Source organism: Enterococcus dongliensis (genome assembly GCF_031927985.1).
GTDB lineage: Bacteria > Bacillota > Bacilli > Lactobacillales > Enterococcaceae > Enterococcus_A > Enterococcus_A dongliensis.
The window spans coordinates 118040-131024 of record NZ_JARPZC010000004.1 but is presented as its reverse complement, the minus strand read 5'-3'; the positions used below and the strand labels follow the sequence as shown (position 1 = coordinate 131024).

At 38.2% G+C, this 12985-nt stretch carries 13 protein-coding genes and 1 other RNA gene; 10 read left to right on the top strand and 4 right to left on the bottom strand.

Features of this window, described 5'->3' with window-relative positions; genetic code table 11:
- Positions 1-50: 50 nt before the first annotated feature.
- The gene (locus P7D84_RS04820) at positions 51-314 is read right to left on the bottom strand and encodes a hypothetical protein (protein ID WP_137603156.1); all 264 of its coding nucleotides are present in this window, start codon (positions 312-314) and stop codon (positions 51-53) included.
- 101 nt (positions 315-415) lie between these two features.
- Entirely contained in the window at positions 416-1039 is a 624-nt protein-coding gene (lexA, locus tag P7D84_RS04815; protein ID WP_311801114.1) for a transcriptional repressor LexA, read from the bottom strand.
- Between the two features lie 133 nt (positions 1040-1172).
- On the opposite strand from lexA, the gene P7D84_RS04810 reads away from it, so the two are divergent.
- The 5 genes from P7D84_RS04810 to nth all read left to right on the top strand — a co-directional run bounded on the left by P7D84_RS04810 (position 1173) and on the right by nth (position 6552).
- Entirely contained in the window at positions 1173-1415 is a 243-nt protein-coding gene (locus P7D84_RS04810; protein WP_311805383.1) for a DUF896 family protein, read from the top strand.
- Positions 1416-1507: 92 nt separating this feature from the next.
- Entirely contained in the window at positions 1508-3502 is a 1995-nt protein-coding gene (gene tkt, locus P7D84_RS04805) for a transketolase (RefSeq protein WP_311805304.1), read from the top strand.
- Positions 3503-3741: 239 nt separating this feature from the next.
- Entirely contained in the window at positions 3742-5085 is a 1344-nt protein-coding gene (locus tag P7D84_RS04800; protein WP_311805303.1) for an FAD-dependent oxidoreductase, read from the top strand.
- 110 nt (positions 5086-5195) lie between these two features.
- Positions 5196-5906: a DnaD domain protein gene (locus tag P7D84_RS04795; RefSeq protein ID WP_311805301.1), complete on the top strand. Its 711-nt coding sequence runs from the start codon at positions 5196-5198 to the stop codon at positions 5904-5906.
- Positions 5899-6552, top strand: coding sequence for an endonuclease III (nth, locus tag P7D84_RS04790; RefSeq protein WP_137603151.1), 654 nt, complete (start codon positions 5899-5901; stop codon positions 6550-6552). Before P7D84_RS04795 ends, nth begins: the two co-directional genes overlap by 8 nt.
- A gap of 20 nt (positions 6553-6572) precedes the next feature.
- Here nth and P7D84_RS04785 read toward each other — a convergent pair whose 3' ends face one another.
- Positions 6573-8849, bottom strand: coding sequence for a PBP1A family penicillin-binding protein (locus P7D84_RS04785; protein WP_311805300.1), 2277 nt, complete (start codon positions 8847-8849; stop codon positions 6573-6575).
- A gap of 4 nt (positions 8850-8853) precedes the next feature.
- The gene (gene recU / locus P7D84_RS04780) at positions 8854-9459 is read right to left on the bottom strand and encodes a Holliday junction resolvase RecU (RefSeq protein WP_137603149.1); all 606 of its coding nucleotides are present in this window, start codon (positions 9457-9459) and stop codon (positions 8854-8856) included.
- An 81-nt stretch (positions 9460-9540) separates the two neighbouring features.
- On the opposite strand from recU, the gene P7D84_RS04775 reads away from it, so the two are divergent.
- From P7D84_RS04775 to P7D84_RS04755, 5 genes are all read left to right on the top strand, one after another.
- Entirely contained in the window at positions 9541-10098 is a 558-nt protein-coding gene (locus tag P7D84_RS04775; RefSeq protein WP_311805298.1) for an SLOG family protein, read from the top strand.
- A 67-nt stretch (positions 10099-10165) separates the two neighbouring features.
- The gene (gpsB, locus tag P7D84_RS04770; protein ID WP_137603147.1) at positions 10166-10570 is read left to right on the top strand and encodes a cell division regulator GpsB; all 405 of its coding nucleotides are present in this window, start codon (positions 10166-10168) and stop codon (positions 10568-10570) included.
- Positions 10571-10584: 14 nt separating this feature from the next.
- An RNA gene (gene rnpB, locus P7D84_RS04765) (RNase P RNA component class B) lies at positions 10585-10957 on the top strand.
- A gap of 155 nt (positions 10958-11112) precedes the next feature.
- Positions 11113-12276, top strand: a complete 1164-nt coding sequence (locus P7D84_RS04760; protein WP_137603146.1) for a THUMP domain-containing class I SAM-dependent RNA methyltransferase — start codon at positions 11113-11115, stop codon at positions 12274-12276.
- Positions 12266-12910, top strand: coding sequence for an HD domain-containing protein (locus P7D84_RS04755; RefSeq protein WP_311805296.1), 645 nt, complete (start codon positions 12266-12268; stop codon positions 12908-12910). The genes P7D84_RS04760 and P7D84_RS04755 overlap by 11 nt, the downstream gene beginning before the upstream one ends.
- Positions 12911-12985: the final 75 nt, after the last annotated feature.

Here is a 12985-nt window from a genome sequence, read left to right as displayed (position 1 = left end):
GAGCTGACTTTTGGTGGTCTTTTTTGAAATTATTATATTTTGCAAGAATATTAAGCGGATTTGTGATAATGATGGTCATAAGTCACGTAATAGAAATCTTCAGCAGGTTCTTTGAAATAATGTTCGGCTTCAATTTCTTCTTCAGATGAATACTCAGCGTAATGCTGGGCATATTTACGTTCATCCCACAACATAAACCAAACTAGAAACAGACCAGAAAAAATGACAATCGTAGCTAAAGACCCCAACTTACCAATCAATAGACCTAACAACAATACAGCGATAATTAAACCAAATCTTCTTACTGTTTTCATCAATAATCACTCCTAATAAAATGCGAACATGTGTTTGTGTTTTTATTATACGAATGTTTGTTCGGTTTGTAAAGAAAAAAATAACCGGAAATTTCTTCCGATTAATAAATATGGTTACGGTATAGACCGACAACTTTCCCTAAAATAGAAACATTATCAAAAATAAGCGGGGATAATTCATCGTTTTCTGGCTGTAAACGGATGTGGTCTGTTTCGCGATAAAATCTTTTACACGTTGCTTCGTTTTCATCAGTCATGGCAATCACGATTTCACCATTAATAGCAGTGGGCTGTTTTCTAACGATGACATGGTCACCATCATATATTCCAGCATTGATCATGCTTTCACCGCGAATCGTCAGCATGAACAAACTACCTTCTTCACTAGATAGGTCTGGAGGGACCGGAAAGAAGTCAGAGGCTTCTTCGACTGCTAAGATCGGTTCACCTGCGGTAACGACACCAAGCATTGGAATAACTTGCGGCGCTGCGCCGATTTTTTCTAAACCAGTGATAGTCAATTCAATGGCTCTTGGTTTTGTCGGATCTCGTTGGATCAATCCTTTTTTTTCTAATCTGGATAAATGGCCGTGGACTGTGGAAGTGGATGAAAGATTCACGGCTTCTCCAATCTCTCTGACAGTGGGTGGATAACCTTTATCTTCAACGCGTTTATGAATGAAACGCAAAACTTCTAATTGTTTTGTTTCCGTTCTTTTTGCCAATGTCCGCACCTTCTTTCGTTTTTTTTAGTTTAGCATAGTTATTAGTACAAATCAAACAAGCGTTCGTGTTTATTAGTACTTTTAACTTATTATTTTTTATGTATAATTGAAGGAGGGAAAAGGGGTGTTCAAGATGATTAACGATGAAACGATTGCGCGAATCAATGAATTAGCCAAAAAAAAGAAAACAGTTGGCTTAACAGATGCAGAGGCGCATGAACAGACAATTTTGCGAAAAGAATACATCGCATCATTCCGAAGCGGGATGCGTCATCACATTGAAGGAATGAAAGTCGTTGATCCAGAAGGCAACGATGTTACACCAGAAAAACTAAAGAAGATACAAAAGAAAAAAGGATTACATAATAGAAAGTAAATCTTTTGCTGGTAAGTGATTGAAATGTCAAAATAAATCGGTTACAATAAGGTCATAATTAAAGTATTTATGACCAAAAAGGGGGAATTGTTTTGTTCGATAAAATCGATCAATTAGGAGTTAACACAATCAGAACGTTAAGTATTGAAGCAATCCAAAAAGCGAATTCGGGTCATCCAGGTTTACCGATGGGTGCTGCACCAATGGCCTATGCTTTATGGACCAAGCATTTAAATATCAATCCAGCAACTTCATTAAACTGGCCAAACCGTGACCGTTTTATTTTATCTGCAGGACATGGTTCAGCAATGTTGTACAGTTTGTTGCATCTTGCTGGTTACCAAGTAACGATCGATGACTTAAAAAACTTCCGCCAATGGGAAAGTAAAACACCAGGACATCCTGAATATCAGCACACAGACGGTGTGGAAGCAACGTCAGGTCCTCTAGGTCAAGGAATATCAACTTCTGTTGGGATGGCTATGGCAGAAGCACATCTAGCAGCTACTTATAATCGTGACAGCTTCAATGTAATGGATCATTATACCTATGTATTATGTGGAGACGGTGATTTAATGGAAGGTGTTTCCGGTGAAGCAAGTTCTATGGCCGGACATCTGAAACTTGGTAAATTAATCGTGTTGTATGATTCAAATGATATTTCATTAGATGGACCAACGTCAAAAGCCTTCACTGAAAATGTCGGGGCTCGTTATGAAGCATACGGTTGGCAACATATTTTAGTAAAAGACGGCAATGATTTAAATGCTATTTCAAAAGCCATCGAAGAAGCAAAAGCTGAAACAGAAAAACCAACCTTGATTGAAATTAAAACTGTGATTGGTTTTGGGTCACCAAAAGAAGGAACTTCCGCAGTTCATGGTGCACCATTAGGTCAAGAGGGGATCGATGTTGCGAAATCGGTATATGGTTGGGAATATCCTGACTTTACAGTGCCAGAAGAAGTCGCAAAACGCTTTAAAGAAGAAATCAACGATAAAGGTGCTAAAACAGAAGCTAAATGGGATGCTATGTTTGCTGATTATGAAAAAGCACATCCTGAATTAGCTGAACAATTCAAACGGGCCTTTGCTGGAGAATTACCAGAAAACTGGGAAGATACTTTACCTGTTTATGAAGAAGGTACAGCGCAAGCAAGTCGTGTATCAAGTAAAGATGCGATTCAAGCTATCGCTAAAGCTGTTCCTAACGTATGGGGCGGTTCAGCCGATCTATCTGGTTCAAATAATACTACAATCGCGAATGAAGCAGAATTCCAACCAGGTTCTTATGAAGGCCGCAATATCTGGTTTGGTGTACGGGAATTTGCGATGGCAAGTGCCATGAACGGTATCCATTTACATGGAGGGACTCGGGTTTACGGCGGTACATTCTTCGTGTTTACTGACTATTTACGTCCAGCCGTTCGGATGTCTGCAATCCAAGGTCTACCTGTAGTTTACGTCTTAACTCATGACTCTGTCGCTGTTGGTGAAGATGGACCAACCCATGAACCAATTGAACAATTAGCAAGTGTACGCTGCATGCCAAATGTTCAAGTGATTCGTCCTGCCGATGGTAATGAAACATCTGCAGCTTGGATAAAAGCGTTAGAAACGAAAAATAAACCAACGATCTTAGTTTTAAGTCGTCAAAACTTACCAGTTTTACCAAATAGCAAGGATACAGCTAAATACGGCGTTGCTAAAGGCGGCTATGTTATTTCCAAAGCCGAATCAGATACACCAGATGGAATCTTGATTGCAACAGGTTCGGAAGTGAATCTAGCTGTTCAAGCACAAAAAGAATTGAAAACTCAAGGAAAAGATGTATCTGTTGTTTCTCTTCCAAGTTTCGATTTGTTTGAAGCACAAGATGAAGCTTATAAAGAATCCGTTTTACCAAAAGCAATCACAAAACGTGTGGCGGTAGAAGCTGCTTCACCATTTGGTTGGGAACGTTATATTGGTTCGGAAGGTAAAATGATTGGAATCGATCACTTTGGAGCATCAGCACCTGGTGGATATGTATTAGAACAATTTGGCTTTACAGTCGAAAACGTAGTAAATACATTTAATGAATTATAGTAATACGAAGCTGAGAAGAAATTCTTCTCAGCTTTTTTTATAATTAAGATAAGTTTACATAATGTTTTATAAGACTACTAAATTTCTTGATGTTTTAATCACGCTTACATCTGTTCCTCATATAAGATTTAAATGTTTTTTTGTGAGCAAAAAAATTGGGACAAAATATGAAGTTTGTTATACTGTCCTTGTGCAAAAAATTGCAAACAAAAAATAGAACGAATGAAAGAGGGATACTAATGAAAGTAGTAGTAGTAGGATGTACTCATGCCGGCACTGCAGCCGTTAAAAATATTTTAGCAAACCACCCAAATGCGGAGGTAACAGTCTTTGAACGTAATGATAATATTTCTTTCCTATCATGTGGAATCGCTTTATATGTCGGTGGTGTAGTAAAAGATCCTGCTGGTTTATTTTATTCTAATCCAGAAGAACTTGCTTCTTTAGGTGCAGAAGTGAACATGGAACATGATGTAACGAATATTGATACAGAAGCAAAAAAAGTGACTGCAAAAGACTTGAAAACAAATAAAGAAATGACTGTTGATTATGATAAATTAGTTGTAACAACAGGTTCTTGGCCGATTATTCCGCCAATCAAAGGAATCGAATCAAAAAATATTTTACTATGTAAAAATTATAACCAAGCAAATGTCATTATTGAACAAGCTAAGGAAGCCCAAAAAGTCGTTGTCGTCGGTGGTGGTTATATCGGGATTGAATTGGTCGAAGCCTTTGCTGAATCTGGGAAACAGGTAACACTAATTGACGGATTATCAAGAATTTTGAATAAATATTTGGATGAACCATTCACAAGCGTATTAGAAAAAGAATTGATTGATCGCGGAGTGACATTGGCTTTAGGTGAAAATGTAAGTGAATTTGTTGCAGATGAAACAGGAGCAGTAACAAAAGTAATCACACCTAGCCAAGAATTTGATGCAGATATGGTGATTTTATGTGTAGGTTTCCGTCCCAATACTGATCTATTAAAAGGAAAAGTTGATATGTTGCCAAGTGGTGCAATCAAAGTAAATGACTACATGCAATCAAGTGATCCAGACATTTTCTCTGCTGGTGATTCTACCGTAGTACATTATAATCCAACTGGATTGGATCAATATATTCCATTAGCAACGAATGCTGTTCGCCAAGGAATGTTAGTAGGACAAAATTTAGTAGAACAAAAAATGAAATACCGTGGCACACAAGGAACATCCGGGTTGTATTTATTTGGTTGGACAATCGGTTCAACTGGTTTAACGAAAGAAAGTGCAGCATTGAACGGGATTGATGCAAATGTGACGGTAATTGAAGACAACTATCGTCCTGAGTTTATGCCAACGACAGAAAAAGTGTTGATGGAAATTGTTTCAGAAAAGGGAACGAATAAAATCTTAGGTGCGCAATTCCTTTCAAAATATGATATTACTCAATCAGCAAATACATTGTCTATAGCAATTCAAAATGGTATGACCTTGGAAGATTTGGCGTTACAAGATTTCTTCTTCCAACCACATTTTGATCGTCCATGGAACTATTTAAACATCTTGGCTCAAGCAGCACTAGCAGAAGCTAAATAGCAAAGAACAGGAGGGGAGACCTTCCTGTTTTTTTGTGATTAAAACAGTTTCCTAATAGTTGGACTTTCGATTTTTTTAGTGTAAACTAAGATGGAATTGGAGGATTTTATATGATTTCATTACAAGAGTATCTAGCAGCCGGAGAGACGACCCTTTCAAATCTGCTAGTACAAAATTATACAAAACTTGATTTGAACACAGATGAATTCATGTTATGGCTGCAACTTTATGTAGCACATCAAACAGGAGATAATTTTCCGAATTTAACAAATATCGCAAAAACGATGGGTGACACGGTAGAGAAGACTTATAGTTTATTGAATAGTTTAGTCGAAAAAGAATTTGTTACACTGGAGACAACATTGGATGAAACTGGCAGACAAAGCGATCGCTATAATCTAATGCCTGCATTTGAAAAATTGTCTAGATTGAAAGAACAACAGCGGTTTGAAACAGAGGAAAAGAATGATTTAGCTGCACAAAAGAAAATGTTGAAATCTTTCGAACAAGAATTTGGTCGACCTTTATCGCCGATTGAATATCAAAAAATTGGGTATTGGTTAAATGATGATCATTATTCACCTGGACTGATTGAGTTGGCATTGCAAGAAGCGGTATTGAACCAAGCATATAATTTTAAATATATTGAAACGGTCTTGCAAAGTTGGGAGAAGAAAAATATTCGTTCTAAGGTACAAGTAGAAGAAGAACAACGTCGCCGAAAACAGATTTTATTACAAAAAGAAGAGCAAAAACAGTCAGAGGAACTTCCTAAAGTCTCATTATATAATTGGCTAGAAAGGAAAGATCCGGATGCTTAATCAAGAGAAAACTATGGAAGCTTTATCGAGGATGTATGAGATGTTTCCCGATGCAGTTGGGGAGCTGCACTCTGAATCACCGTTTCAACTTTTGATTGCAGTTATCTTAAGTGCTCAAGCAACGGATGTTTCAGTTAACAAAGCAACCCCCGCACTATTTGCTGCTTATCCGACACCAGAAGCCTTAGCTCAAGCGCCGATTGAGGATATTATCGTAAAAATCAAAACGATTGGTTTATATCGGAACAAAGCGAAAAATATTAAAGCTTGTGCTCAAATGTTGTTGGATAATTATGGAGGGATCGTCCCAGACTCTCGTGAGGAACTGATTAAATTGCCCGGTGTGGGAAGAAAAACGGCCAATGTGGTACTTGGAGACGCTTTTGGTCAACCTGCAATTGCAGTTGATACTCATGTTGAACGAGTGAGTAAACGTTTACGAATCTGTAAGTTAAATGCGTCTGTGACGGAAGTAGAGGCGACATTGATGCGAAAAATTCCTAAAGAATTATGGGTGAAAAGTCATCATACCTTGATTTTCTTTGGCCGCTATCATTGTACCGCTCGAGCACCAAAATGTGAGATCTGTCCTTTATTAGATTTGTGTCAAGATGGAAAAGCAAGATTAAAAGCCGCCCAAAAATAACTTGAGCGGCTTTTTTAGTATCAGGATGGTTCTGGGGTCGGCTCTGGCTGTTCTGCACTAGAGGCCGGTGGTTGTTGTTCATTGGATGAAGAAGGAAGGGCCGGCTCGGATACTGAACTTTCCGGTGGTGTCTCTTCACTACTTTCAGGTATAACTGTCGACGATTCAGCACTAGTTTCAGCTTCAACAGAACTGCTAGTAGGAGTCATCGTTTGACTAAATGAAGTGGTGTTGCGATAAGAACTCTGAGCTGAATAGCTAGGCTGTACGGGGACAGAAGAAGCCCCTTTTACATAAAGCTCATTTCCGATTCTTAATACATCGTTTGGCATCGTCCAATCCTCATTTGAGACATTTTCAGAAACATAACTCATAAATTCACGATAAACATCTTGTGCAATACCTTCAGATTGACTAGTAATCGGCGTCATTCGATCATCATATCCTGCCCAAATAGATAGCGAATAATGAGGAGTGAATCCAGTAAACATAACGTCAGGCGAGATAGATCCATAATGAGGGATCTTGGCTAGTTCATCGTCGGTATAGTTAGAAGTTCCCGTTTTACCTGCTTGGAACAAGTTTGCAATCTGAGCTTTTGTTCCAGTTCCTTTCGAGATCACATCTTTTAAAATATCTGTGACCATATAGGCAGTATAAGGTTCCATCGCTTTTTTACCTTCATTTGAAAATGTCTGCTCAGAACCATCTTGATATTTGATTTTATTGATATAAAGCGGTTCGTTGTAAGTACCACCATTAGCAAAGGCGGCATAAGCAGCTGCCATTTTTTCAGTAGAAATACCATATTTTGTCCCATCTTGTGTCTCAGTATTACTTGAAATAGCATTGGCTTGCTGGATATCCTTATATTGAATCCCTAATTTTTTCAAGAATTTCCCAACATCTTCTGCACCGACTTCGTTGAAGAGTTTGACGGCGGGAACGTTGCGGGAATCATACAAAGCTTTACGCAATGTAATACTTCCTTGGTAACTGTTGTCCCAATTTTTTACCTCTGTTTTTGTTCCTTCATAAGTATACGGTTGATCAATGATCTGATCACCCGTAGATTTTTGTAAATACTCAAAGGCTGGACCATAATCGGTGATTGGCTTAACTGTTGAACCAAAATCACGATTGGTATTTACAGCACGATTCATCCCGAGATAAACATCGTCAGCGATATTTCGTCCGCCAATTTGTGCAGAGACTTTCCCTGTTTGGCTATCAACTAATGTTGCGGCGATTTGTAATTCTTCATCGGGATATTGGACATATTCATCACCATTGACAATGGAATAAAGCTGGTTTTGAGCATCAGTGTCTAGATTGGTGTAAATTTCTAATCCGTCAGTATAAACATTTTTCCCCGTTTTCTCTTCAACTTGATCGATGACTTCTTTAACATAATTATCAGCGATTTTTCGCTCGTGATTGTCTGTTTCTAACGGCAACAAACCAGCATCAATTGCTTCTTTCGTTGCTTTGTCATAGTCTTCTTGAGAGATTTTTTTATTTTTCAGCATCGTGTATAAAACAGTATCTCGTCTTTCTTTTGCCGCTTCTGGGTGCTGATAAGGATCGTATGAGTTAGGAGCCTGAGGCATGCCAGCTAACAAGGCAGTTTGTGCAATCGTCAAATACTGCAATTCTTTACCAAAGTAAGCTTCTGCGGCTGTTTCCATACCATAAAGACCATTGGCCATATACACTTTATTGATATAATACGTCAAAATCTCTTGTTTCGAATTTTTTTTCTCAAGCTGGATTGCTAACCAAGCTTCTTGTGCTTTTCTACGCAAAGTTTGGTCTGAAGTTTTTGTTGAGAAAAAGGACAGTTTGACTAATTGTTGAGTCAATGTGCTTCCGCCTTGAAGACTGCCTTTATTAGTCACGTTATGGACTACTGAACCCATTATTCGAACAGGATCGACTCCATTATGTTTGAAAAATCGTCGATCTTCGACTGAAACGATCGCATCATCTAATTCTTGTGGAATCTTAGTAGCGCTGACTTTTTCCCGTTTTTCAGCACCAAGGTCTTCAAAAAGATTTCCGTCACTATCATAAAGTTTTGATGAGATCGTAGCATCTAATTTCTTTTCGCTTAAAGCAGGGGCATCTTTTACATAAAAGAAAAAAAGTCCAATGCCCGCAAGCAATGCAACGCATAATAAGCTGAAAAGCGTTATGAGGATCTTTAATCCAAGATGTCGCTTTTGAGAAATAGGTGGTGTAGGTTTCTTTCCTTTGCTAGTTCGCTTATTTTTTTGCGAACGTGAGGGATTAGCCATTTGATTAACTCCTTTTTTCTAAATATTGTTCTATCGCTGTTAAATAAGGGATTCTTGGAGCGATTTTTGGGATAATTTCGATACCAGCAGTTTCAATTAAATCAAGTGGTATTGATTTTTTGCCATTTTCTTGTTGATCCCAGTACTCTACCAGTTTTTCGGCAGAAAGAAAAAAACAACGATTCAAGCTTGAAAACCAAAGTAAAACAAAACAAAGAGCCTCTTGCTTCAAACATTGCTGCATGTGAGTAATTTGATGCTGATGAAAATTTTTAAGTGGAAACGAGGTCTTGTTTTTGGTTTCTTTTGCTTCAAAATCTAAGTAGTATCCGCGATAAACGCCGTTGTAATCAGTAGTAGAAGGCTGCCTGAAATAGGCTTCTTTAATAACAGCGGCACTTCGTTTAGGATAATCGACCTTAACAATCTGAAGTGGCGTTGGCTTTTTATGGACAACTGCCTTATCATGAATTAAGTAGTATTCATTGCTTTGATTAATTGCTTCTTCAAAGCGCATCCCGCGATTAGCAAACGTTGTTTCTTTGGTTAATGAGCGTTCTCGTGGATTTTTTTGTGAAAATAATTGACCATTGGGGTAATGGAAGGTCATTTTTCATCACACTCCTGGTTGTTATTATAGCAAATTTTTTCGAAATATATTTTATTTTTAAGTGAAAGTAAGGAAAATGCAATGAATGAAATAATACAACGACTATACGTGACTGGTTATCAAAGTTATGAACTAGGAATTTTTAGTGAAAAGGACCCTCGAGTTGGAGTAATTAAGAATGTGTTAAGAAGAGAACTGACGGCACTGATAGAAAATGGCTTAGAGTGGATCATCATTAGCGGGAATCTTGGAACCGAGATTTGGACAGGGCAATTAGTGAATGAATTGAAACAGGCGTACCCACAAATAAAGCTAGCCATCCTTTTTCCTTTTGAAAATTTTGGCAGCAAGTGGAAAGAACCGAATCAATTACTTTTAAGCGAGCTTGTCCATACGGCTGATTTTGTTGATTCGGTCAGTCATCAACCGTATCAACACCCTGGTCAATTCAAAAATCATGTGAATTTTTTGTTGCATCACACCGATGCTACTTTAGCAGTATATGACGCAGAATACCCAGGTAAAAGTAAATTTTTCTTGGACGATGTTCGCAAATTTCAAGAAAAAAATTCTTATGAATTACTTACGATCACTATGGATGATTTAGAAAATTTTTCAGACTTCGGTGATAGTGTTTGATTTCCTTAGATATATCAGCTAGAATATATAAGGAAGCAAATTAAGATTGAGCTAATGAGGTGAAAAAATGGCGAATGTAATCTATACTCCAAATGATATCTTGGAGCAAGAATTCAAAACAAAAATGCGCGGCTATGATCCTATCGAAGTTGACGAATTTTTGGACAATGTCATCAAAGATTATGAAGCTTATAACAAAGAAGTATTAACATTAAAAGAAGAAAATGATCGTTTGAAAGCAAAAGTGGAACAACTGTCAAAAGCTCAACCAGCACCTTCACGAGTAAAAGAAGCGGCACCTAAGAGTTCGGCTGTTACCAATTTTGATATTTTGAAACGTCTATCAAATCTTGAAAGAGAAGTCTTTGGTAAAAAACTTGATCAACAAGCATCAAGCAAAGCTACTTCTTCTGATTTTAGTCAAAACTATACACAAGATGAGAGTGACATCGAAAAGACTCGTCAATTTTAAATTTGAATGATGCAATTTTTTGGTGATCGCGGTCTGCTTTGTGCAGGCTGAGGAAAGTCCATGCTCGCACAGACTGAGATGTCTGTAGTGTTCGTGCTTAGCGAAACCATAAGCTAAGGTACTTCTTTTGGAGTAACGGCAGAAAAAAGGGCTAAGGAGCAATCTATGTCTGAGTATTCTTGAAAGTGCCACAGTGACGAAGCATTTTGAGAAATCAAAATGGTGGAACGCGGTAAACCCCTCGAGCGAGCAACCCAAACAATGGTAGGGGCGCTTTTTCTAAGGAAATGAACGATGAAAGAGCCGACAGTGATGTCGGAGATAGATGATTACCACGCCGGTTACACTTCCCTGAGTTGATCGGCGTACAAAACATGGCTTACAGAAAATTGCAGCAATTCAGGGTGTGCCTTCCAACTTTGTTGTGAAGGTTTTTTTATTGAAGTGACACGTTTCTTGGTTGAAAGAATGAAACGAAGTGAATATACTCAAAGACCTCAAACTTATTTTTAATAAGTATCTAAGCAAAACAAGGAGATATTATGGAAAAACAATATAACTTAATCGCTACTGCCGCAGCGGGGATCGAAGCGTTGGTAGGGAAGGAATTGAGAGAATTAGGAATTGATTGTCAAGTTGAAAATGGACGCGCTCGTTTTAAAGGGGATTTAGAAACGATCGCTACGGCGAACTTATGGTTACGCACAGCTGACCGAGTAAAAATAATCGTGGATGAATTTGATGCATTTACTTTTGATGAATTGTTTGAAAAGGTTAAAGCGATACCTTGGGAAGACTATTTGCCGATGGATGCAGAATTTCCTGTAGCCGGTCGTTCGATCAAATCCAAATTGTATAGTGTTCCAGATTGCCAGTCTATTACAAAAAAAGCAATTGTTGAGCGTTTACGGGAAGTGTACCATCGCCCAGCTCGCGTGCCATTGCCTGAAACGGGTGCTTTATTCCAATTAGAAGTTGCATTATTAAAAGATCATGTAGTACTGACTTTAGACACAACGGGTCCTAGTTTGTTCAAACGGGGTTATCGTCTGGAAAAAGGTGGCGCACCTTTAAAAGAAAATATGGCAGCTGCTTTAGTAATGTTGACAAATTGGCGTAAAGATCGTCCTTTTTATGATCCAGTCTGCGGTTCAGGAACATTGTGTATTGAAGCGGCATTGATTGGACACAATATTGCACCTGGCTTTAATCGAGCATTTGCTTGTGAAGCATGGGATTGGGTCGATCCTGCGATTTTTGACAAGGTACGTGCTGCAGCAGAAGAAGCAGCTGATTATGATATCCAATTAGATATTGCTGGTTCAGATATCAATGGACGGATGATTGAAATTGCTCAAGCCAATGCTGAAGAAATTGGGCTAGGTGATTCGATTCAGTTCAAACAACGTGCAGTGAAAGATTTTAAAACAGAAAAAGAATATGGTGTCATCGTGGCGAACCCTCCATATGGGGAACGTTTAGGTGAAGAAGAACAAGTCCGTGAGCTGTATCGTGAAATGGGAGAAGTCTTCCGTCCGCTAAAAACATGGAGTAAATATATTTTAACCAGTGATTTAGCTTTTGAAGAGTTTTATGGGGCAAAAGCGACTAAAAAAAGAAAATTATACAATGGTGCCTTGAGAACGGATCTGTTCCAATATTGGGGCGAACGGCCACCCAGAAAGCCGCGAGTAGATGTTGAATAAAATAGAAGCGATTCGTAATTATGCGAAGAAAAAACTTGGCGATGATCGAAGTGGACATGATTTTTATCACGTTGAACGTGTAGCAAAAATCGCGAAACAATTAGCGAAACAAGAAAAAATTTCAGATACATCCATTATTGAGGCGGCCAGCTACTTACATGATGTCATTGATGATAAAGTTGTAGCAGATGTCGCTGTTGAAAAAGAGCGCCTTAAAAAGTTTTTAAAAGAACTTAACTTTCCGGAAGAGGATATTAGAGAGATTTTTGAGATTATTGAAAATATCTCGTTTTCCAAGGAATTAGATGCAGGAAAAGCTCAGTTGACGCTGGCAGGTAAGATTGTGCAAGATGCCGATCGGATCGACGCACTTGGAGCTATCGGTGTTTTACGCACGGCATATTATGGCGGACATACGCAAAGTCCGTTGTATGATCCCAAAATAGCCCCACAAGAATTCAAGAGCAAACAAGATTATCGTCAAAAAGGTACAGTGATTAATCACTTCTATGAAAAATTATTCAAATTGCCAGCTACTATGAATACCAAAGCAGCAAAAGCAGAAGCGCAACGCCGAATGCAGTTTATGGAAGAATTTCTGGCAGAATTTTATGACGAGTGGAATTTATCATAAACATGAGGAAAAAATCATAAGATAAAAGTAAAAGATTCTCTGTTATAAGACATATTATTTCCAGTGAACGTACTT

Excerpts from the sequence above, each read along its gene's own strand:
- gpsB (WP_137603147.1), top strand. The coding sequence starts at position 10,166 with ATGGCGAATGTAATCTATACTCCAAATGATATCTTGGAGCAAGAATTC.
- P7D84_RS04820 (WP_137603156.1), bottom strand. The coding sequence starts at position 314 with ATGAAAACAGTAAGAAGATTTGGTTTAATTATCGCTGTATTGTTGTTA.
- P7D84_RS04800 (WP_311805303.1), top strand. The coding sequence starts at position 3,742 with ATGAAAGTAGTAGTAGTAGGATGTACTCATGCCGGCACTGCAGCCGTT.
- nth (WP_137603151.1), top strand. The coding sequence starts at position 5,899 with ATGCTTAATCAAGAGAAAACTATGGAAGCTTTATCGAGGATGTATGAG.
- P7D84_RS04785 (WP_311805300.1), bottom strand. The coding sequence starts at position 8,849 with ATGGCTAATCCCTCACGTTCGCAAAAAAATAAGCGAACTAGCAAAGGA.
- P7D84_RS04775 (WP_311805298.1), top strand. The coding sequence starts at position 9,541 with ATGAATGAAATAATACAACGACTATACGTGACTGGTTATCAAAGTTAT.
- P7D84_RS04810 (WP_311805383.1), top strand. The coding sequence starts at position 1,173 with ATGATTAACGATGAAACGATTGCGCGAATCAATGAATTAGCCAAAAAA.
- recU (WP_137603149.1), bottom strand. The coding sequence starts at position 9,459 with ATGACCTTCCATTACCCCAATGGTCAATTATTTTCACAAAAAAATCCA.
- P7D84_RS04760 (WP_137603146.1), top strand. The coding sequence starts at position 11,113 with ATGGAAAAACAATATAACTTAATCGCTACTGCCGCAGCGGGGATCGAA.
- P7D84_RS04795 (WP_311805301.1), top strand. The coding sequence starts at position 5,196 with ATGATTTCATTACAAGAGTATCTAGCAGCCGGAGAGACGACCCTTTCA.
- P7D84_RS04755 (WP_311805296.1), top strand. The coding sequence starts at position 12,266 with ATGTTGAATAAAATAGAAGCGATTCGTAATTATGCGAAGAAAAAACTT.